This window comes from Dokdonia sp. Asnod2-E02 (assembly GCF_045063915.1).
Lineage (GTDB): Bacteria > Bacteroidota > Bacteroidia > Flavobacteriales > Flavobacteriaceae > Dokdonia.
In genome coordinates this window covers 2,065,373-2,087,568 of the sequence record NZ_JBEFNX010000005.1, presented here as the reverse complement: position 1 = coordinate 2,087,568, position 22,196 = coordinate 2,065,373, and the positions used below count along the sequence as shown (strand labels likewise).

Annotated in this window: 16 protein-coding genes; 9 read left to right on the top strand and 7 right to left on the bottom strand. The window is 38.3% G+C overall.

Going from position 1 to position 22,196, the window contains the following annotated elements; translation table 11 throughout:
• Nucleotide 1: 1 nt before the first annotated feature.
• Nucleotides 2-2,200: a histidine kinase gene (locus ACJJVM_RS09470; RefSeq protein ID WP_405211525.1), complete on the bottom strand. Its 2,199-nt coding sequence runs from the start codon at nucleotides 2,198-2,200 to the stop codon at nucleotides 2-4.
• Nucleotides 2,201-2,453: 253 nt separating this feature from the next.
• On the opposite strand from ACJJVM_RS09470, the gene ACJJVM_RS09465 reads away from it, so the two are divergent.
• Both ACJJVM_RS09465 and ACJJVM_RS09460 read left to right on the top strand, forming a co-directional pair.
• A complete protein-coding gene (locus ACJJVM_RS09465) occupies nucleotides 2,454-3,626 on the top strand; it encodes a hypothetical protein (protein WP_405211524.1) in 1,173 nt (390 codons plus the stop codon).
• Nucleotides 3,627-3,756: 130 nt separating this feature from the next.
• Nucleotides 3,757-4,638: an OmpA family protein gene (locus ACJJVM_RS09460; protein ID WP_299150918.1), complete on the top strand. Its 882-nt coding sequence runs from the start codon at nucleotides 3,757-3,759 to the stop codon at nucleotides 4,636-4,638.
• A 90-nt stretch (nucleotides 4,639-4,728) separates the two neighbouring features.
• Here ACJJVM_RS09460 and ACJJVM_RS09455 read toward each other — a convergent pair whose 3' ends face one another.
• Nucleotides 4,729-5,730 (bottom strand): type IX secretion system membrane protein PorP/SprF, encoded by a 1,002-nt coding sequence (locus ACJJVM_RS09455; protein ID WP_405211523.1) that lies wholly within the window; start codon nucleotides 5,728-5,730, stop codon nucleotides 4,729-4,731.
• A gap of 308 nt (nucleotides 5,731-6,038) precedes the next feature.
• On the opposite strand from ACJJVM_RS09455, the gene ACJJVM_RS09450 reads away from it, so the two are divergent.
• Complete coding sequence (locus ACJJVM_RS09450; RefSeq protein ID WP_038597548.1) at nucleotides 6,039-6,941, top strand: iron-sulfur cluster biogenesis protein NfuA; 903 nt, start codon at nucleotides 6,039-6,041, stop codon at nucleotides 6,939-6,941.
• Between the two features lie 150 nt (nucleotides 6,942-7,091).
• Nucleotides 7,092-9,926, top strand: coding sequence for a M16 family metallopeptidase (locus ACJJVM_RS09445; RefSeq protein ID WP_405211522.1), 2,835 nt, complete (start codon nucleotides 7,092-7,094; stop codon nucleotides 9,924-9,926).
• Between the two features lie 101 nt (nucleotides 9,927-10,027).
• On the opposite strand, the gene ACJJVM_RS09440 is transcribed toward ACJJVM_RS09445, so the two are convergent.
• The 4 genes from ACJJVM_RS09440 to ACJJVM_RS09425 form a co-directional block, all read right to left on the bottom strand.
• Nucleotides 10,028-11,206, bottom strand: coding sequence for an acyl-CoA dehydrogenase family protein (locus tag ACJJVM_RS09440; RefSeq protein ID WP_299150915.1), 1,179 nt, complete (start codon nucleotides 11,204-11,206; stop codon nucleotides 10,028-10,030).
• Nucleotides 11,207-11,264: 58 nt separating this feature from the next.
• Nucleotides 11,265-12,083, bottom strand: coding sequence for a tRNA1(Val) (adenine(37)-N6)-methyltransferase (locus tag ACJJVM_RS09435; RefSeq protein ID WP_405211521.1), 819 nt, complete (start codon nucleotides 12,081-12,083; stop codon nucleotides 11,265-11,267).
• A complete protein-coding gene (rimM, locus tag ACJJVM_RS09430; protein ID WP_299150910.1) occupies nucleotides 12,083-12,607 on the bottom strand; it encodes a ribosome maturation factor RimM in 525 nt (174 codons plus the stop codon). The genes ACJJVM_RS09435 and rimM overlap by 1 nt, the downstream gene beginning before the upstream one ends.
• A gap of 105 nt (nucleotides 12,608-12,712) precedes the next feature.
• Nucleotides 12,713-13,231, bottom strand: coding sequence for a 30S ribosomal protein S16 (locus ACJJVM_RS09425; RefSeq protein WP_298348962.1), 519 nt, complete (start codon nucleotides 13,229-13,231; stop codon nucleotides 12,713-12,715).
• 131 nt (nucleotides 13,232-13,362) lie between these two features.
• Between ACJJVM_RS09425 and ACJJVM_RS09420 the strand changes: the two genes are divergently transcribed.
• The 3 genes from ACJJVM_RS09420 to dnaE all read left to right on the top strand — a co-directional run bounded on the left by ACJJVM_RS09420 (nucleotide 13,363) and on the right by dnaE (nucleotide 19,430).
• Nucleotides 13,363-14,175, top strand: a complete 813-nt coding sequence (locus tag ACJJVM_RS09420; RefSeq protein WP_405211520.1) for a DUF6252 family protein — start codon at nucleotides 13,363-13,365, stop codon at nucleotides 14,173-14,175.
• Between the two features lie 216 nt (nucleotides 14,176-14,391).
• Nucleotides 14,392-14,838: a PA2169 family four-helix-bundle protein gene (locus tag ACJJVM_RS09415; RefSeq protein ID WP_298348968.1), complete on the top strand. Its 447-nt coding sequence runs from the start codon at nucleotides 14,392-14,394 to the stop codon at nucleotides 14,836-14,838.
• Nucleotides 14,839-15,038: 200 nt separating this feature from the next.
• A complete protein-coding gene (gene dnaE / locus ACJJVM_RS09410; RefSeq protein ID WP_405211519.1) occupies nucleotides 15,039-19,430 on the top strand; it encodes a DNA polymerase III subunit alpha in 4,392 nt (1,463 codons plus the stop codon).
• On the opposite strand, the gene ACJJVM_RS09405 is transcribed toward dnaE, so the two are convergent.
• On the bottom strand, nucleotides 19,431-19,829 hold the full coding sequence (locus ACJJVM_RS09405) for a hypothetical protein (RefSeq protein WP_298348974.1): 399 nt from the start codon (nucleotides 19,827-19,829) through the stop codon (nucleotides 19,431-19,433).
• Between the two features lie 245 nt (nucleotides 19,830-20,074).
• On the opposite strand from ACJJVM_RS09405, the gene ACJJVM_RS09400 reads away from it, so the two are divergent.
• Together ACJJVM_RS09400 and ACJJVM_RS09395 are read left to right on the top strand one after the other, a co-directional pair.
• Nucleotides 20,075-20,233 carry a hypothetical protein gene (locus ACJJVM_RS09400; protein ID WP_298348977.1) on the top strand — a complete coding sequence of 53 codons (159 nt, stop codon included), beginning with the start codon at nucleotides 20,075-20,077 and terminating at the stop codon, nucleotides 20,231-20,233.
• Nucleotides 20,234-20,278: 45 nt separating this feature from the next.
• On the top strand, nucleotides 20,279-22,189 hold the full coding sequence (locus ACJJVM_RS09395) for an ATP-binding protein (RefSeq protein ID WP_405211518.1): 1,911 nt from the start codon (nucleotides 20,279-20,281) through the stop codon (nucleotides 22,187-22,189).
• Nucleotides 22,190-22,196 lie beyond the last annotated feature (7 nt).

Below are 22,196 nucleotides of genomic sequence, written 5' to 3'. Positions count from 1 at the left end.
ATTATGCTTTTTTAATAAAGAGTTGTACTTGTGTTCCCTCTCCGTTTTCAAAAATATCTGATACCGCAACACTTATTCTATCGCCATACATCTCGTTAAGGATTGCAATACGCTTTTTGATATTACCCATTCCTTTAGATTTCTGTTTCTTTTGATTTTCGGTTTTCAACTCCTTGCTTCGCTTGCGTCCCACTCCATCATCAGACACGGTTATTACCGCCGTTTCTTCATCTTTTTGAGCAAAGGTTATTTGTAGTTTTCCTTTTTCTTCTTTGTACCTCATACCGTGCCATACCGCGTTTTCTACATAAGGCTGGAGCAACATAGGAGGTATCATAAATGCATCTACATCGAGCTCTTTATCTACTTCTATCTCGTAGTCAAATCTATTTTTGAACCTAAAATGTTCTAGCATTGTATAGCGCTTTATGAGATCTATCTCGCTAGAGAGTGGTATAAAATCCTCCTCACTATTTTCTAAAACGGCACGCATTAGTATAGAGAAATCAGACAAGTATCTATTTGCAGTGCGCTCATCATTAGTAGCTATAAAGCTATTAACAGAATTAAGGGCATTAAAGATAAAATGCGGATTCATCTGTGAGCGTAGACTTTTAAGAGCAAGTACATTATTTGCATACTGCTGCTTTTTACTACTACGGTACATTGCAAAAGCTGTAAGCATAAGCAAGGCTGTCACTAGGATTAATGACCCTATAATCACCTTTTGTCTAGTATCACGTGCCTTTACAAGCTCTTGCTCTTGAAAAGCTAGCTGATATCTACTCTCATTGAGTTGTCTATCTTTTTCTAGGCTTATGATTCGGTTTTGTTGTTCTGTAATATCTTTTGCAAATCTTGTAGCTTGTGAAATCTCTTGTTCCTTACGATTGTAACTAAGATCTACCACCTCCTTATAAGCCTCGTAAGCTTCTTTAAACTTATCTATGTCACCTTTATCTCTATATACCTCAGAGAGCCTTCTACGTGCATTAGTTTCTACCGTGAGGTCTTCTTTGCGTTTTGCTTCTTCAATACTTTTGTTAAGAAATGTTATAGACTCGTCGTATTTATTTTGAGCAGCCAGTGCAAATCCTATCTTATAATTTTGCTTTTGAGTGGTAATCACATCATCATTAGAAATAGAGTCTGGTGCAACCACACTCAAGTCTTCTATAGCAGATTTACGTAACTCGATCTCTGCGTCATAAGACTTGTTTCTACTATAATAATCTGCAATGTTTGTTTTTGCTCTTACAGAAGATTCTGTTTTCTCAAGACTAGATAACTGCGCCGCTTTATTATAGTTTGATGCTGCTTCTTGTTGCGCTCCTTGCTGGTCATAAGCATCACCTATTTTTGTACGTACGCGTGCAGCTTCTGAGACTTTATTAAGCTCTGAAACCGTACGCTCTACAGCCTCATAATTTGTAATAGAAGTCACATAGTCACCAGTAGCAACATAGGCGTCTCCCAGACCTTCTTTTACTGTAACAAGCTGTTGGGGTGTAAGCTTTTTGTTTTCTAACCTTTTGTAGAGACGTATACTCTCTTGATAACTCTTGTTATTATAATATGCCTTTGCAAGAGCAATCTCTACCGCAGTGCTGGGGGTATTCTTTATACTAAGCTTATAGTTTGTAATGGCAAGATCATACTGTTTCCAGAAACTATAAATATCACCTAGTAACTTAAAACTCTCTGCTCGCTCTTGTGATGACAAGCCCTCTATGGCAAGTGCTTTTGCAACTTGATCTACGCCAGCAGCGGCATCTCTTCTATATACAGATTGAGCCTCGTTGAGATATGTTTTGTAGCTTACTAACTCTTCTTCTACATCTTGCATTTGCTCAAGAGCTATAGCCTCTTCAAGCGGCCTTACCTCTATCCTAATGCGCTGCTTATCTTTTACTGTATAATAAACGGTTTCAAAATCTTCACTTTTAACCACAAGTTCATCACCTATTTTTGCCTCTATACGAAACTCCCCATCGCGGCCAGTCTTTGTGTAAGCACCTCCAGTAATCTCTACATTTACCTTGTTTACAGGCTTCATAGTTTCGGTATCTAGCACACTACCTCTTAAAATGAAGATCTCGTTTGTGCTACGACTTACGGCTCTATTTTTTTGCTGTGCTTGCATTGCTGGTGACAGCAAGGCAATACAGAGTATGCATAATATGTAAATTCTAGTTCTCATTGGTATCAAACATACACTATAAATCTAGCATCCTAAAATCACAAGGCCCCGCAACTTGCTTATAAATGGCATTTTACAGCCATATTTTACCACTTTACTCAAATCACTGTCGCGTTCCCTCACCCGTAGTGCTAGTTTACTCAATAGCGATAATTTCTAGACAAAGTCATAGCTACTTTTGACTTGTAACTAATTCAAAAAGAGACATTAGACATAATCCTCAACATTTTTATTCATCTCAAAAAACAAACTTATGAAAACGCTATTGCTACTTGCTGCTACCCTGGGAACACTCACAAACAGTATCGCAGGAGAACTTAAAGTGGAGAATTACGCTTTCGCGAAAGCGGAAACCTCATCACTACACATCTCTACACCAAAACCTGACGCAAATACCATAAAAGTCGCTTTGCTGCTGGACACCTCAAATAGTATGGATGGTCTTATAGACCAGGCAAGGGCTCAACTCTGGGAACTTGTAAACGAGCTTGCACTTGCAAAATGCGGCAATGACTCACAACCAGATCTTAAAATTGCCCTTTATGAATACGGTAATGATCGCCTTAATGCAAGAGAGGGATACATTAGGATGGTGAGCGCCTTTAGCACAGATCTAGATGAGATTTCTAAAAATCTTTTCTCACTCACAACAAATGGTGGTAACGAGTATTGTGGCAATGTGATACAAACCTCGCTCAACCAACTAGACTGGGGTAAAAATGCAAACGACCTTAATTTAATATTTATAGCCGGCAATGAACCCTTTGACCAAGGGCCTATTACTTATGAAAGTGCTGCCAGCAATGCTTGCGGTAAAGATGTAACCATAAACACTATCTTTTGTGGTGACTATAATCAAGGTGTTAAAACACATTGGAAAGATGGTGCTGCACTTACAAAGGGCGACTACATCGCAATAAATAGCGACCGTACAACGGTACATATACCTTCTCCTTATGATGATGAGATTTTACATAAAAATGCTGCACTTAACAAAACCTATATAGGGTATGGAAATCTTGCCTCTAGCAAGATGGCACTACAAAGCAGTCAAGATACTAATGCAGAGGCATATGGTAGTGCAAATGCCGTAAAAAGAGCCGTAAGCAAGAGCTCAAGATTATATAAAAATAGTAGCTGGGATCTTGTAGATGCGCTAGACGATAATGCGGAAATTGTAGAAGAGCTTGAAGTATCAGAACTTCCCAAGGAATTAAAAGGAAAGGACGAAAAGGAAATAAAAGCATACATCGCTCAAAAAAAGAAAGAACGTAAAAAAATACAAGAGGAGATTGCCACTCTAAATAAGAAGCGTCAATCATATGTAGCCGCAAAGACAGATAAGAAAGATAACGAGCTGCGCAACGCGCTTATTGAAGCAATAAAAAAACAGGGTAAAGTAAAAGATTACCACTGGGAAGAATAAGTTTGATACATCTATATTATAATTGCCTCTAGCGACAACTAGAGGCAATTTTTGTTTTTATGATTCTCTTAACGTCTATACAAATCACTCTCGCCGTATAAGATAGAAGTAAACACTAAACTAAAGATTTATGAGTATTTCAAGAATATCAAAAAACACCTTACTTATTGCACTTACTGCAGGAATGATAACCTCTTGCGTTTCAAAGAAAAAATACACCCAACTACAATCTGAGTATGACACTACAAAGGTTACACTTACTAAAACTAAAGTAGAGAAAGAGGAGATAGAGGCAAAGTATGCCGCTATAGAGCAACGTGTAGATGATTATAATAATAAAATCAACGCTCTTAAAGACACCAACACAGATTTACAGGCCTCAAATGATTCAAAATTTGAGATTACTACAAATGGTACGGTAATGTCTGAAAACACAAAAAAGAAACTTAGAGCTGCACTTGCAAATGTAGACCCAAGTGAGCTTGCACAAGCACAAACACTTGAAGACTCTATGAATCTTGCCGTATCGCACAAGCTCAAACGCAACCTAGACCGCGATGTGTATGGAAACAACGCTAGCCAAGACATTAATATAGACATAGATGATACGGTTGTACAAATCTCTATCTCAGATAAGATGCTATTTCGCTCAGGAAGCTATAGAGTAAGCAAAGAGGCAGATGATCTTTTAAAACGTATTGCAGCAGTAGTAAATTCTGAGCCTGCAGTAGAGGTTATGGTAGAAGGACACACAGATAGCCGCACTGTTAAGAAGGGTTCTTACCTTAAAGATAACTGGGACTTAAGTGTTCAGAGAGCGACTGCCATCGTACGTGAGTTGCAAAACAATCACAACGTAGATCCTGCAAAGCTTATAGCGTCTGGGAGAAGTAGCTATGTACCACTTGTAGAAAATAACAGCAAAGAAAATATGTCTAGAAATAGAAGAACACGTATTCTTATTTTACCCAACTTAGATAAGTTTTTAGCACTTATGGCTTCAAATGAGTAAGTCTAGACAAAGTCTTAAAAACAAGAAAGCCTCATCAATTTGATGAGGCTTTTTTATTGTGATTACGCTTTCGCGAAAGCGAGATAATAGTTAATTTATTGCAGGGCAATTACAGTCATAAGGATCTTTATTTACTCCTAAATTAAGACCTAATGTAATCTGGTGGAAACCACCATTAGTAAGTACTACAGAGTTGCTCTGGTATGAGTATGTGTAACCAAAAATAAAGCGATCATACATTCCTCCTATAAAAGGTGTAACGTATTGTAATTTTTGCACATCTACAGTTTCACCATTTGTTGTAAACTCTGCTCCGTCAAAACTTCTTCTATAAGATAAACCTCCCCAGAGACGTCCCCAGTCAAGCTTATAGTATGCTTTTGCATTTACATCTAGTGTAGCTTCACCCGTTTGCTCTGTTGCTTGAAACATCACAGATGGCTCAAAACTCCAGTCTGTATAATTAGGTGTTACCGCATATGCCATTGAGACTATATAGCGACGCTGGTTGTTAGGCTCAAAATTTTCACTAAAAATATCACGTTTTGCAGGTATTGCATTCTTAACTGTAAAATGTGCAGAGAAGTCTAAGAAGTTATAAGACATTCCAAAATCTACATTTAAGTAAGAATCACTTTGCTCTATTCCTGAAATTACTGGGTCAAAATCTGTAAGGTCAAAATTAGTCTCATCTAGTTTACCCTGTATAATACCAGCACTTATACCAAAAGAAAGCTGGTTAAGATCTGCAAAGCTACGACCTAGCATTAAGTGATAAGCAAATGTGGCATAAGCACCTTGCTGAGAAAAGTATCCATTTCTATCATTAAAAAGAATACCTCCTACACCTATTTTCTCACCTATTCGACCATTCATACTAACCGTTTGTAATGCTGGTGCATCATCTACTCCTGCCCACTGGCCACGAGCAGTTCCTCTTAGCTTTGTGGTTTGAGAGGCTCCTGCCATAGATGGGTGTAATAAATACAGGTTATCTTGTAAGTAATCAAGGTATACAGGTATTCCCTCTTGTGCAATAGCATATTGCGCAAAAAACAAGGCTATTAGAAAGTAGGATTTCTTCAAACTCATAGGTTTTTCGTTTTCTATACAACAGTAAATCGCCTTGGATATTGCCCCTTGCGACTGCAGTCTATTATTTTTTAAGTAAGGCCTACAAAAGATTTTACTTCCGTAGCTCTCAAATATATGACTTTTTACAATACATATCCTTAAATATGAAGTGAACTCATATCGGGAGATACTATTACAGCAGCATATTTACCAAAATATAATACTAGTGGTATTAAAATTAATAACATCGTCCCTAGTACTCATTCATATACTATTCTATAACATTTTAAAGCTCATCTTCCCTACCTTTGCAAAAAAAATCACCTATGGCAACATATAATATATCTGTAGAAGGAACATCAAATCCTGCAATCAAAAAATTTCAAGCAGATCAATTTCTTGTTAATCACAATAGCTACGAATTTAAAAATATAGATGAGGCTGCAAACTCTCCACTTGCACAGCAACTGTTTTACTTACCATTTGTAAAAACAGTTTACATCGCACAAAACTTTGTCGCGATAGAAAAATATAATATCGTAGAGTGGATAGATGTGCAGCAAGAAGTTGCAAACCAAGTAGAAGATTATCTTAATGATAACGGACTTGTAATTATAGAAGATGTTGCTGCCAAAAAAATACCAGTAACAGTATATGCAGAGTCTACGCCTAACCCGTCTACTATTAAGTTTGTAGCAAATAAAAAGCTGGTAACAACCTCTTTTGAGTTTAAAAGTATTGATGATACTGCAAATGCACCTATGGCTAAGGCGCTTTTTCACTTTCCATTTGTAAAAGAAGTGTTTTTTGATGAAAATTATATCTCAGTCCAGAAGTATGATATGGCAGAGTGGGATGAGGTTGTAACAGAGACACGTGAGTTTATACGTGACTACATTCAAGATGGAAAAGAAATCGTAACTGCAGAGCAGCTCAAAACTCCTCAACAAGTAGACGCCATTGCCGAAGAAAAGTTTGAAACTCTAGATGACGTATCAAAAGAGATTGTAAATATTATAGAAGAATATGTAAAACCTGCCGTTGCTAGTGATGGAGGTAATATTGTTTTTAAACACTATGATGAGAAGACTCAAAACGTCTCGGTAATTTTACAAGGTGCTTGTAGTGGTTGTCCTTCTAGTACGTTTACACTTAAAAACGGAATAGAAAATATGCTTAAGCAAATGCTACCAGGTAAGATCAATATGGTAGAAGCTATTAACGGCTAGAAAACACTTTTTTTTTAAATATAAAAACCCTAACACTTCACTCAGAAGTGTTAGGGTTTTTTTCTTATAATTTTCTAAAATTATTGGACTCTATTTAAATAACTAGTACTTTGCTAGACAATCATTTAAAAATTAAATTCATCAATCATTATGAAAAAAACATTAGCCTTATCATTAGGCCTTTTGTTAAGTGCTGGCGCGTTGCTAGCTCAAAACAACGGAGACTTAACAACATCTCAATCCATCCCTACATCAAAAATCCCTGTAGATCCTAAGGTAAAAGTAGGGAAGCTCTCAAATGGACTCACCTATTACATACGCGATAACGGGAAGCCAGAGGATAAAGTAGAACTTCGTCTGGCAGTAAATGCTGGTTCTATTATGGAAACAGAAAGACAACTGGGACTTGCTCACTTTATGGAGCATATGAACTTCAATGGAACAAAAAATTTCAAAAAAAATGATCTTGTAGATTACCTACAGAGTATAGGAGTAAAATTTGGTGCAGATCTTAATGCTTATACAAGTTTTGACGAGACTGTTTACATCTTACCTATCCCTAGTGATGATCCAGAAAAGTTAGAAAAAGGCTTTCAGATTATAGAGGATTGGGCACATAACACTACATTATCTGAAGAGGCAATAGATGGAGAACGTGGAGTGGTACTTGAAGAGTTGCGCTTACGTCTTGGTGCAGATGAGCGTATGCAACGTGAGACGCTACCAAAACTTATGTACGGCTCAAAATATGCTGAGCGTCTTCCTATAGGTACAAAAGAAAATCTTGAAAACTTCACATATGATGATGTGAGGAATTATTACAAGACCTGGTACCGTCCAGAACTAATGGCAGTAATTGCTGTGGGCGACCTGGATGTGGCTACAATGGAGCAAAAAATTAAAGAGCATTTTGGTAAAATACCAGCTTCAGAAAATGGGCAAGAACGTAAAAGCTATCAACTCCCTAACCATAAAGAAACACTTATAGCGATTGCTTCAGATAAGGAAGCGGCTTTTAGCCGTGTGAATGTGATGTATAAAGATCGTAAAAATGCAGAGCCTTCTTTAACTATATCAGACTTTAGAGAAGGTCTAGTGCGCAACCTTTTTTCTCAGTTAATTAATAATCGTTTAAACGAACTAAGAAACAGCGCTCAACCTCCTTTTGTTTTTGGATTTTCTTATTATGGCGGCACTTATGCACGCACAAAAAATGCATATCAATCTATAGCACAAACCAGTGCAGAAGGACAGCTTGAGGGACTTAGAGCTCTATTAATGGAAAATGAGCGTGTAAAACGTTATGGCTTTCAGCAAAGCGAGCTTGACCGTGCAAAAAAGAGCATTATTGCACGTTTAGAAAAATCGTATAACGATAGAGACAAGCTAGAAAGTGGCCGTATAGTAGGGCAATACGTAAGCAATTACCTCAATAATCAACCTATCCCGGGTATCGAGTGGCAATATGAAAACACTAAAGATTTATTAAAAGGAATCACTATCAAAGAGGTAAGCGAGCTTATTACTTACTTTTTACACGATGATAACCGTGTAATCACCCTCACTGGGCCAGAAAAAGAAGGTCTAACTCAAGTAACAGAGGCACAAGTACTCGCCCTTATCAAAGAGGTAGAAAATGCAGAAATCACAGCCTATGAAGATGAGGAGATACGCAGCTCACTTATTGAGAAATTGCCAACTCCTGGAACCATTGTTTCTACTACAGAAGATAAAGATCTAGGAACTAAGACTATGACACTCTCAAACGGTGCAAAAGTAACGATCAAAAAAACAGACTTTAAGAATGATGAAATTCTATTTTCAGCTTTTAGCCCTGGAGGAACAAGCTTATATTCTGATGAAGAAATGATAGCTACGGCCTTTGCAAACCAAGGACTTTCACAAGCTGGAATAGGTGGACTATCACTTACCGATATGAGTAAATTTATGAGTGGTAAAATTGTTAATGTATCACCTTTCTTAACAAATGGAGCCGAAAACTTTAGAGGGTCTGCTGCACCAAAGGATCTGGAAGTACTTTTCCAGATGGTACATTTATACTTCACAGACCTCAATAAAGATGAGGAAGCATTCAACTCTTTTGTTTCAAAACAAAAAAGCTTTTTAGGTAACCTAATGGCAAATCCTAATTTCTATTTCCAGAGTGAAGTAGCAGATAGACGTCAAGAAGGAAATCCACGTTATTCCGGTTTCCCAACCCCAGAAAAGTATGATGCAGCAGACTATAATCTCGCTTATAAAAAATACCAAGAACGCTATGCAGATGCTGGTGATTTTCACTTCTTCTTTGTAGGTAATGTAGACGAGGAGATGGTTTCCGCTTTCGCGAAAGCGTACTTAGCACCTCTACCAGGTTTAGGAAGTAACGAAGATTATATTCCAACAAAATTTAGAGAGAAAGATGCTTATGACAAATTTGTTGTAAATCGCGGTAAAGACCCAAAAAGCTCGGTATCTATAGCTTGGAGAGAAGAAATGGACTATGACCCAGATACAGAGATGGCTGTTAAAGCACTAGGTGAGGTTCTCACAATTAAGCTAGTTGAAAAACTACGTGAGGAAGAAGGTGGCGTTTACGGTGTAGGCGCTAGAGGGTCGTTAAGTAAGATTACTTTTTCTGATATGGATTTTAGTATTTCTTTCCCTTGTGGCCCAGAAAATGTAGAAAAACTAACTGCTGCCGCTCTCGCCGAAGTTGAAAAAATCAAAAAAGAAGGCGTGACTCCAGAAGATCTTGCAAAGGTAAAAGAGACCTACCTAGTACAGCATAAAGAGCAAATTAAAACTAATAATTTCTGGCTCACCAGTCTTGTGAGTAAATATCAAGAAGATCGTGATGACAATTACATTCTTGGTTTTGAAAAAGCTGTAGCAAAACTAACGGCAAAAGATATTCAAGGCGCTGCACAGCGTTTTCTAGATGATAAGTATTTTATATCTATCCTTATGCCTGAAGAAAACTAAGCTCACTATTTTTAAACTTAAAAACCCAATCGTTTTACAACGATTGGGTTTTTTTATATGCTTCTATTAAAGAGTTTTAATAGTTACTCTAGAGAGTGATACTATTTAAAAGCATTCTCTCCTGTAATATCAAGCCCTGTTATAAGCAAGTGTATGTCGTGTGTACCTTCATAAGTAATTACACTCTCTAGGTTCATCATATGGCGCATAATACTATACTCCCCTGTAATACCCATACCACCTAGCATCTGGCGTGCCTCACGAGCAATTTTTATAGCCATCTCAACATTATTACGCTTTGCCATAGATATTTGCGCAGACGTTGCTCTATCTTCATTTTTGAGCTGTCCTAGTCTAAAAGCTAATAATTGTGCCTTTGTAATCTCTGTAATCATTTCTGCCAGCTTCTTTTGCTGCAATTGGAATGCGGCAATAGGCTTTCCAAACTGGATACGTTGCTTTGCATAACGCAGTGCAGTATCATAACAGTCCATTGCGGCTCCTATCGCTCCCCAAGCAATACCAAAACGTGCCGAATCAAGACACCCTAATGGCGCTCCTAATCCAGATTTATTTGGCAATAAATTTTCTTTAGGTACTTTTACATCTTGAAAGATAAGCTCTCCTGTTGCACTTGCTCTAAGTGACCATTTATTGTGAGTCTCTGGAGTAGAAAATCCTTCCATTCCTCTTTCTACTATAAGACCGTGTATACGTCCTTCTTCATTTTTTGCCCACACAACAGCCACGTCACAAAATGGGCTGTTTGAAATCCAAAGTTTTGCCCCGTTTAAAAGATAATGGTCCCCCATATCTTTAAAGTTTGTAACCATCCCACTAGGGTTAGACCCGTGATCTGGTTCTGTAAGTCCAAAAGACCCCATAAACTCACCGGAGGCTAGTTTTGGTAAAAACTTGTTGCGCTGCTCTTCAGAGCCATATTTCCATATAGGATACATCACTAGTGAAGATTGTACAGAGGCAGTAGATCGCACACCAGAGTCACCACGCTCTATCTCTTGCATTATAAGTCCGTAAGAAATTTGATCTAAGCCAGCTCCGCCATATTGCTCAGGAATATATGGTCCAAAAGCACCTATCTCTGCTAGGCCTGGAATGATAGATTTTGGGAACTTTGCATCTTGCGCTGCTTGTTCTATTATAGGTGATACGTCACGCTTTACCCAAGCACGGGCAGCATCACGTATTAATTTATGTTCTTCGGTAAGAAGGTCGTCTAGATTATAATAATCTGGAGCCTCAAAAAGATCTGGTTTCATAGCTTAGTTTTTTGCATCGTAAAAGTAGCGAAAACGTTTTCAATGCCCAAAACCCAGCTTACATTTTGATATAGAAGTCTTTAACCAGTGAGACATATGCGTCAGTATAATCGTGACGTGACTTTTCGATAATAAGCGTTGTTATCTCTGCGGGACTTTGCGGGGTTACGCTTTCGCGAAAGCGGTCTTCTCCATCTACCACTTCTTCATCTTGAGCAGCAAATGAGAAAGACATAAGACTGCGCTTTACGGGTGCGTCTGGGGTTCCTTTTACTCTGGTAATTCTTGTAGGCACAAGTTGTGCTCTAGAACATAGCAAAATAAAATCATCTTCACGCTCATAAGGGATTATCACGTTAAATGTACCTTCTGGCGAAAGCAGCTTTGCCACCGCTCCCACGAGTAATTCAAAAGGCATCGCAGACTCAAACCTTGCTTGCTCTCTTGCATCTTGGGCTGCACCATCATTTTGCGACTTTTCTTTTAATGCGTCTTGTGAGGCTTGTGTGAGATCTTCTGTATAAAATGGCGGGTTACAAACTATAAGGTCATACTCATCATCTACCTCTGCCGCAAACTCGTATAAATGTGCGTGGTAACAGAACAGACGATCGCCCCAGTCACTGTTTTCAAAATTTTCGGTAGCCTGCTCATAGGCATTATCATCTAGCTCAACGGCATCTATGGTTTGTGCATCGCAGCGCTGTGCAAGCATAAGTGCAATCACACCTGTGCCTGTCCCTATATCAAGTATGCTATCTGGATATGCCTCTGTAGACGTCCAAGCACCTAGCAAGACACCATCTGTACCTATTTTCATCGCACAGCGATCTTGAGCGATGGTAAACTGTTTGAATTTAAAGGGTTTTGATGACATTATATGTATAAATCTATCAAGCCTTCAGGTAGTTCAAAATGCATTTGTTTATTCTCGCGGTCTACCTTTTTGATAAAGTCATCTACCATAGGGATGAGTACTTGAGAGCCATCACGATCTATCTCAAAAATAGCCTGTGTGTTACTATCATTTACATAAGTGATGGTACCTATCTCACCAAAAGCCTTATCTACCGCAGTAAAGCCTACTACCTCGTGGAAGTAAAATTGATCTCCCTTTAACTCTGGTAATAGGTCTAGTGGAAGGTATAAACCAGCTCCTATCATATCATCTGCATCTTCTTCTGTATCAATATCTTCAAATTTAACACGGAGCAGTGTAGACTTGTGTAATTGTGAAGACTCGATAAAATAAGGCACAAGACTAGGACCAAAATCGATAAAGACAGAGTCCATATCTACATACTGTTCTGGCTCGTCTGTATCAAGTTTTGCGAGTAGTTCTCCTTTAAAACTGTACTTACGTACTATTTTACCTAGGTAAAAACATTCTTCCTTTTTCATAGGTTGTAAAAATACAATGATATCTTATAAAATAAGAAAACGTCCTAATAATTACATTAGGACGTTTCTGTTACATTTATAAAGCCCGTGGGCTTATAATGCTGTTTACTCTTCAGAGTCTGAAGCTGCTGCTTCACCCTCTGCACCAGGAGCATCCTCAGCATCTGCAACCACTTCTGGTTGTGCTGCTGCGATACGAGCCTCGTTTACAGCTTTCTCAGCTGCAAGAGCGTCTGCTTTTGCTTTTTCTTCTGCTTTAGAAAGGTCACCTTTCTTAGCTGCTACTTTAGAAGCTTTTTCTTCTAACCAAGCGTTGAATTTTTCTTCTGCTTGCTCTTCAGTAAGCGCTCCTTTACGTACACCACCTGCAAGGTGATTTTTGAGCATTGCTCCTTTGTACGATAAAAGACGTTTTGCCGTCTCAGTAGGCTGCGCTCCGTTTTGTAACCAAGTTACAGCTCCATCTACATCTAGATCAATCTGTGCTGGGTTACTGTTAGGATTGTAAGTACCTATTTTTTCTAAGTATTTACCATCTCTCTTTGCGCGTGCATCTGCTGCTACGATCCAGTAAAAAGGTTTTCCTTTTTTACCGTGTCTTTGTAATCTAATTTTAACTGACATAAAAGTTAATTTGTGGGGTACCCGACCCCTGTTTTTATTTAAGTCTGCAAATATACTACAATTTTTGATCCATTCGACACGTTATGTCTTTAATATAGAGTACTTTTGCAAAATATTTAAGACACCCCTCAATGAAAGTATTATTCCTTACATTAATAAGTGTAATGCTCTTTACTTCTTGTAGTACCATAGAAGACAATAGTCCGGCTTTACAAGGAATTAAAGACAGCTTACTCTTTAGAGCAAATGACTCGAGAGCCATTTTTAATACAGACGGAAGCCTTGTGGTCACTGGAGAGCGTGGCCTTGAAGCCGTTAATCTTCTTGTTAACAACCAGAGCCAGAGCCCCGTTACCCTAGGCGGATCAAACAACACAAATATAGCTGTATACACGGATGAGAATGGTGTAGAATACAGCACACTTAACCCTCTTTCTCGAGGAAATTTTGTTTATTCTCTTAACGGTGATACTAGTCTTTCTGGCGAGTTTAGCTTTACTGCATATACAGAATCACTTCAAGACTCCATTTTCTTTTACAGAGGCATTGCATATCAAGTTCCTATATTAAGTCCTTTAATGGAGGAACCAGAAATTATTATACTTTCTGACAGCTTTACAGCAAAGGTCAACACAATTACTTTTGTTCCTACTATTATAAATAGTTCTGTATCTGGTAATCTTATAACCGTAGTAGGACAGACCTCTACCACCTCTCTTGCATTAAACTTTCCGCTCAATACAATGCCAGGTGACTACTTGTTAGGTACAAATCCAGATCTTTCGGCTGGTTATACGGTTCCCAATGGAGTGTCTAATGCTACATCTGGAGAACTTACCATCATTACAAATGATGCGGCAAATGAGCTTATTGTAGGTACCTTTTCTTTTCAAACAGATGATGGGTTTGACGTAACAGAAGGTGCATTTACTATAAATTATTAGGTTTTATTACGCTTTCGCGAAAGCGTAACCACCCACAATACAAGCACTCCACAAGGGGTGCTTTTTCTTTTATGTTAAGTAATTTAAGACACTTAACACAGATTTACGTTAATAAGCGCCAAAACTAGCGCTATGAGGTTAAAGGTGGTTAAACCCTTAACCCAGAGCCCTGTCTCCCTGTACTTTTACATCATTACTAACAACAAAAAATATATTATGAGCTATACAGAAGAAGTAGGAAATAAGTTAAATAATTTATTAACCAAGTCATATGATGCAGAAGCTGGCTACAAGAAAGCGGCAGAAAAAGTAAGCAACACAGGACTAAAAAACTTTTTTAACAACCGTGCTCAAGATCGATATAACTTTGGACACGAGATTAAAGAAGAAGTACGCAGTTTTGGACAAGAAGTAGATAAAGGAACAAGCTTCACTGCAGACGCACACAGAGCGTGGATGGATATTAAAGCGGCCTTCACTACAGATAATGATGAGGCAGTACTAGAAGAAGCAATAAGAGGAGAAAAAGCCTCTGTAGAAACATATAATGAAGTGCTAGCAGAGACTACATTACCAAGTTCTACAAGAACAATTTTAGAACAACAACGCAACAGCATACAGAATGCTCTTAATGAGGTAAAAACTCTAGAGGAGTGGGCATAATAAGCACACTATAAAAAATTGAATTTGAAAAAGAAGGGAAATCCCAGCCACTAGGCTGGGATTTTTTTGCTTCAATTTCTGATGGTCAATGTCTTATCTCAACTTAAAAAATTGTGCATAAATCATCAAAATTTGACATCAATTAAGCACACATTAAAGAGTAAAATTCTGTACATTTCTTATCCACATTTTTTACGCCTATGTACCTCATTTTTGACACCGAAACTACAGGACTTCCAAAAAACTGGAACGCTCCTATTACAGACTCAGACAACTGGCCACGCTGTATACAGATAGCCTGGCAGCTGCACGATGAGATGGGACAAGTTATAGAGCATCAAGATTATCTAGTAAAGCCAGAAGGGTTTGACATTCCCTATGATGCAGAGCGTATACACGGGATATCAACAGCCCTAGCAGAAAAAGATGGAGTTGCACTCTCTGAGGTTCTTGAGAAGTTTAATATTGCATTATCTCAGGCAAAATATGTGGTGGGTCAAAACGTAGGTTTTGATACAAATATTATGGGTGCAGAGTTTCACAGGCTCAACATTGGCAACGACCTGCAAGAGCTGCCCGTACTAGATACGTGTACAGAAAAAACGGCAACCCTTTGCCAGTTACCTGGAGGACGAGGTGGAAAATTTAAACTACCTACACTTACAGAGTTGCACAAACATCTTTTTGGTGAAGGTTTTGGAGAAGCTCACAATGCTACGGCAGATGTTGAGGCAACTACGCGTTGCTTTTTAGAACTTATACGCCAGCGTGTATACACAAAAGAGGAGCTAGATGTACAGCCAGACTATTTTGATAGGTTTTCTCAAGCAAACCCGCAACCCATTGAGTTTATAGGACTCAAGCACATCAATCTCAAAAAAGCTTCTGAGCGCATTGCTAAAAAACTAGCTGCACAAAATGAAGCCCCAGAAATATCACAAACAGAACTAGAAGATAATGCTGCAAAGCTATCTGAGGTAAAGTTTGCTCATTTACATAATCACTCACAGTTTTCTATACTCCAGTCTACCGCTAGTGTACAAGACATTGTAAAGGCTGCTGCAGCTCAAAAAATGCCTGCAGTCGCTATGACAGATATGGGTAATATGATGGGAGCTTTTCACTTTACAAAAGCGGTAAAGTCACTTAACGCAGGCGTAAAAAAAGCAAATGCCGCAGCCGTAGAGGCGGGAGAAGAACCGGAGGGAGTACCTCTTAAAGCCATTATTGGTTGTGAGTTTAACGTATGTGTAGACCACAAAAACAAAAGCCAGAAAGATAATGGGTACCAAATAGTGATCCTCGCCAAAAATAAAAATGGATATCAAAACCTCTGTAAAATGGCGTCTATTGCCTACACAGATGGTTTTTATTATGTACCTCGTATAGATCGTAATGTGATAATGCAATATCGCGATGATCTTATTGTACTCACAGGTAACCTATATGGAGAGGTGCCTAGCAAAATACTTAACGTAGGCGAAAAACAAGCCGAGGAAGCGCTCGTTTGGTGGAAAGAACAGTTTGGTGATGATCTTTATGTTGAGTTAATGCGTCACGGGCAAGAAGATGAGGATAGGGTGATGCCTGTTTTAATTGCGCTTTCGCGAAAGCACAACATAAAAACTGTCGCATCAAACAATACTTTTTACATCGAAAAATCTGATGCAGACGCACACGACGTATTACTTTGTGTAAAAGATGGAGAAAAAGTGGCAACGCCAAAAGGTCGTGGTCGTGGCTATCGTTATGGCCTTCCTAATGATGAGTACTACTTTAAAAGTGGAGAGGAAATGAAAACCCTCTTTGCAGATGTGCCAGAAGCTATTTTAAATGTACAAGAGGTTGTTGATAAAATTGAACCTTATGAACTTGCGAGAGACGTACTGCTTCCAGCTTTTGACATACCTCAAGAATTTGTATCTCCAGAAGATGCCATAGATGGTGGAAAACGTGGTGAAAATGCTTTTTTAAGACATCTGGTTTATGAAGGTGCAAAAAAACGCTATGGTGAAGAACTTTCAGAAGAAGTTACAGAACGTTTAGATTTTGAGCTTGACGTTATAGAAAAAACAGGATACCCGGGTTACTTCTTGATTGTAGAAGATTTTATACGCGAGGCTCGTAATATGGATGTATCTGTAGGACCTGGTCGTGGATCTGCTGCGGGATCTGTTGCAGCATACTGTTTATGGATTACAAACATAGACCCGATGAAGTATGACCTACTTTTTGAGCGTTTCTTAAATCCGGATCGTGTGAGTATGCCCGATATTGATATTGACTTTGATGATGAAGGACGTGGGCGTGTAATGCAATATGTAATAGATAAGTATGGTGCAAATCAAGTTGCACAAATTATTACATACGGTACAATGGCTGCAAAGTCTTCTATACGAGATACCTCTAGAGCACTAGATCTATCACTAGGAGATGCAGACCGTATTGCAAAGCTCATACCTACTATGAGTAAGCTGCGTAAGATATTTGGAAAAACAGATGCAGAGCTACGTAGCGCGTTTAGATCTGATGATCTTCCAAAAGTGCAGGAGCTTATTAATATAGAAACACAAGACAATCTGGAAGGGCAAATGCTAAGGCAAGCACGCCAGCTAGAGGGGTCTGTACGTAACACGGGGATACACGCCTGTGGAGTGATTATCACACCAGATGATATTACAAATTTTGTACCTGTTGCACTAGCAAAAGACTCAGATCTCTATGTAACACAGTTTGACAACTCTGTAGTAGAAGAAGCTGGATTGCTTAAGATGGATTTCTTGGGTCTGAAGACCCTTACTCTTATAAAGGACACTGTTAAGCTTGTAAAGTATCGCCACAATGTAGATCTGGATCCAGAGAACTTCCCTCTAGATGATGAAAAGACATATGAACTCTTCCAGCGTGGTGACACGATAGGGATTTTTCAATATGAATCACCTGGTATGCAAAAGCATATGCAATCTCTTAAACCTACCGTTTTTGAAGATCTTATTGCAATGAATGCACTGTATCGCCCGGGGCCAATGGAATACATCCCCTCTTTTGTAAGAAGGAAGCACGGAGAAGAAGACATTGAGTATGACTTACCAGCAATGGAGGAGTACTTAAAAGAAACCTATGGTATTACTGTATACCAAGAGCAAGTGATGCTTCTATCTCAAAAACTTGCCGACTTTACAAAAGGTGAGGCAGATGTACTGCGTAAGGCGATGGGTAAAAAGCAAATTGCCGTTCTTGACAAAATGAAGCCTAAGTTTATAGAACAGGCTTCTGCAAAAGGACACGACCCAGAAAAGCTGGAAAAAATATGGAAAGACTGGGAAGCATTTGCTGCATATGCCTTTAATAAATCTCACTCTACCTGCTACGCTTGGATTGCCTATCAAACAGCATATTTAAAGGCACACTACCCTGCAGAGTATCTTGCCGCTGTACTTTCTAACAATATGAACGACATAAAGCAAGTAACATTCTTTATGGAAGAAGCAAAACGTATGGGACTAGAAGTACTAGGCCCAGATGTAAATGAATCTTTTAGAAAATTTACAGTAAATGATAATGGCGCTGTACGTTTTGGTATGGGTGCTGTAAAAGGTGTAGGTACAGGGGCTGTTGCCACTATTGTAGAAAATAGAAAAGAAGGAAAATATAAATCTGTTTTTGACTTTGCTCGTCGTGTAGATTTACGTGCTGCAAATAAGAAAGCTTTTGAAAGTCTTGCTCTAGCCGGCGGCTTTGATGAACTAGATGGCGACACGCACAGAGCACAATTCTTTAATGATAATGGTGATGGGATTACCTTTTTAGAAAAAGCAGTTAAGTATGGTGCACGCTATCAAGAAAACGAAAACAGCTCTCAAGTAAGCCTTTTTGGAGAAGCAAGTGAGGTACAAATACCAGAACCAGAAGTTCCGCCGTGTGAAGAATGGGGTACAATGGAGAAGCTCAAACGTGAGAAAGAAGTTGTAGGTGTATACATCTCTGGTCACCCACTAGATGATTTTAAAACCGAGATGGAGACCTTTTGCAACGCTACCGTTGCTCATTTTAACCAGATGGAGGCTTTTGTAAATAGAGAACTCACCTTTGGTGGAGTAATTACAGATGTACAACATCGCGTATCAAAAAATGGCAAAGGTTGGGCAGCTTTTACGGTAGAGGACTTTACAGACACCTTTGAGTTTAGAATGTTTGGGGAAGAGTATCTCAAGATGAGGCACTTTTTAATACCTAATAGTTTTATACACGCTAAGGTCTTTATAAAGGATGGCTTTACTAATAGAGAGACTGGAAGAAAGAGTGATCCTCGCACCCAGTTTAATAGCATACAGCAACTGCAAGATGTTATGGAAAATAATGCTAAAAAGCTCACCATAAACATCGACATAAATGAGATAGCCGAAGCTAGAGTAGCAGAGATTAAGGAAATTTTAGATCAACACATAGGTAGTGCAAAACTGCACTTTCAAGTGTTTGAACCTCAGGAAAAAATCTATGTAAAAATGCCTAGCAAAAAGACTAAAATAAGAATATGCCAGGAGCTACTAGACTCTCTAGATGAAAATAAAGTACATTATAAGTTAAACTAGTTATGCCACATTACGAGGTGTCACTAGCTCTCTACGTATAAGTATAGTCACTTCTTCTTTATAACTCTCTGTTTGTAACGTATAGGTAAATGCCTGTGGGTTCTCATCATTTCTCACACCTTGCATACTCGCTTGGTGCAAAAGATAAGTGGCATAATTTGGATAACCTAGATACTTACAGAGCATCTCAATCATCTTTGCATTTGGCGATAGCTCTTCATTATCTCCATCTTCTATGTAATTATTGTAATAATTAAGAAGTGTTCTTCTTGAGATTTGATAATTACACTCACACCAGAGACTAATTGCTAGGTGGTCTGCCCATTGTGTTTTTGTGTTTCCGGGGGTTTCTGTTTGCGCTTTCGCGAAAGCGGACAAAACAATTTTTCTAAACATCATAATGGTAATTTTTATTTCTAAATCATTCCTATATATTTTTCTATTAGGGATTGGAAAGGATTTTCCATCGGTTTTCCATCTAGCACTCTTGATAAGCTAGATATTTACGTATCTAAAAGATAATCAGCACACAAAGAACGATAAATAGCATTAGGTTTCATAAAGGAAATCCGTAAAAGGCTACATATTTCTTTGTTAAATAAGATTTTTCTTACGTAAAATAATAACCCTGAAACATTAAAATTATGAAAACAACAATTTACATCTTAGCATTTTTATTTATGGGAGTAACCTTTACTGCTTGTACTCCAGATACCGTGACCGAAGAAAGTGATCGCATAGAAAGCACCTGGGGAGAGGATGATAACAATGGAGAAGAAAAGGAAGATGAAGAGGGTAATTAGACCTTTTGCATCTTAATATTTTTCACTAATTCGTATATTAGAGGGATGAAACAGTTTGTTCTGTCATCCCTTTTTTTACTGTATAGTTTTACGGTTTACAGCACCCTTCCACCTCAGAAATATAAGGCTGAGGATAGTTTACTGTACTACAAAAAGTTAAGCCGTAAAAAAAAAGAATCTTACAAAGATAGACTGGCAGCAAATGATAAAGCAATTTACTGGTCAAGACAAGTGTCTGACTCTGTATACCTTGAACAACTAATCTATAGGTGTGATTTGTATTATTATGATAAGCAATACGATCAAGCAATTGCCCAGACTAAAACAGTATTAGACGAAGCAACTAGACTAAAAAGCAAGCGATTTATCGCTCAATCTTATGATAATCAAGGAGATATTTATAAGAAAAAGCAGAATGCCTCTGAGGCTTTTACAAACTATGTACACGCCATAGAACTCTTTACTGAGTTAAAGGATAGTGTACAGATTATAAAAATTTCAAAAAAAGCGAGCTACATACAAACCAGTCTTGGCGATATAGATGGAGCAGAATATACTATTGTAAATGCTCTTGACTATAGTAACACATTAAAGGACCCCTCAGAAATCTCTTGGTTCTATGATATTCTGGGTAGGGTTTATAGGGAGCGTGGCTTATGGAAAGAGGCCATTCGGTACCATCGCAAAGCATTACAACTTGCTAACGCTTCAAGTAGTAAAGCCTCACTCATTAATAATTATGCTATCACGCTACTTAAATCTGGTGACAATAACGGCGCCATACAACAACTAGAGGTAGGTCTTGCCTATAAAGATAGCCTGTCACTTAAAACATTATATAGACTCAAAGATAATTATGGCTTTGCAAAATCACGTGCTGGACACAAAGACGCGATATCCTTACTAGAAGAAGCTTTAGACTTGAGAAGTGATATAAATGACATACCTGGAGAATATGCGAGTCATATACACCTTGCAGAGGCTTATATGGCATTAGAAAACACTAAAAAAACTGCATATCACGCACAACAAGCTTATAACATATCTTCTAAAGCTAAGAACACTGAGGCTGTTATAAAAGCGCTCGATTATTTGATCCCAGTAACTAAAGAGTCTAATGTCCTTTTTGAAGAATACACCTCCTTGTCAGACTCTCTAACTAAAGCTCAAAACAAAGCTAAGTTTGACTTTGCAAAGCTGCGCTATGATGTAGAAAAGGCAGAAGAACGAGAAAATATCGCCTTACAAAAAATTACAGCCTCACAGCTTCGGGAAGACATAGCAATTAGAAAAAGAAACTGGGCTCTAGCAGGTATAGGAGCTCTTTTAATCATAGGTGTTGTTTTTATATTGTACCAGCGTGAGAAATCAAAAAAACAGCGTTTACTAGATCGCTATGAAACAGAAAAACGCCTTGCCAAAAAACTACACGACGAGCTGGCAAACGAGATTTACTTAGTTATGAATGAGGTTGAAAATGAAGTACATTCTCCAGCTGTAGCAGATAGACTTGAGGACATTTATAAGTTAAGTAGAGACCTCTCTAGAGAGACAAAACCTATACAAACAGATGAGAACTTCCCGACAGAACTTGCAATGAACTTACAAACCTATACCTCATCAGAACGCAAACTTATATTAAGAGGTCTGGAATCTATAAACTGGAGTGTTATAAATCCCGAAGTAAAAATTGAGATTTACCGAGTACTACAGGAGTTAATGACTAATATGAGAAAGCATAGCAAAGCTTCTCTTGTAGCGCTAGTTTTTAAGAGTGTAGATAAACTTTTAGAAATTAACTACAGTGACAATGGTAAAGGAGTATCACTATCAAGAGATAGTCGTGGTAGCGGTTTATTAAATACGCAAACTCGTCTCAAGTCTCTAGGAGGAGAAATAAAATTTGACTCTGCGGTAGATGAAGGTTTTAGAGCAGAATTATCAATCCCTATTTAATTTACAG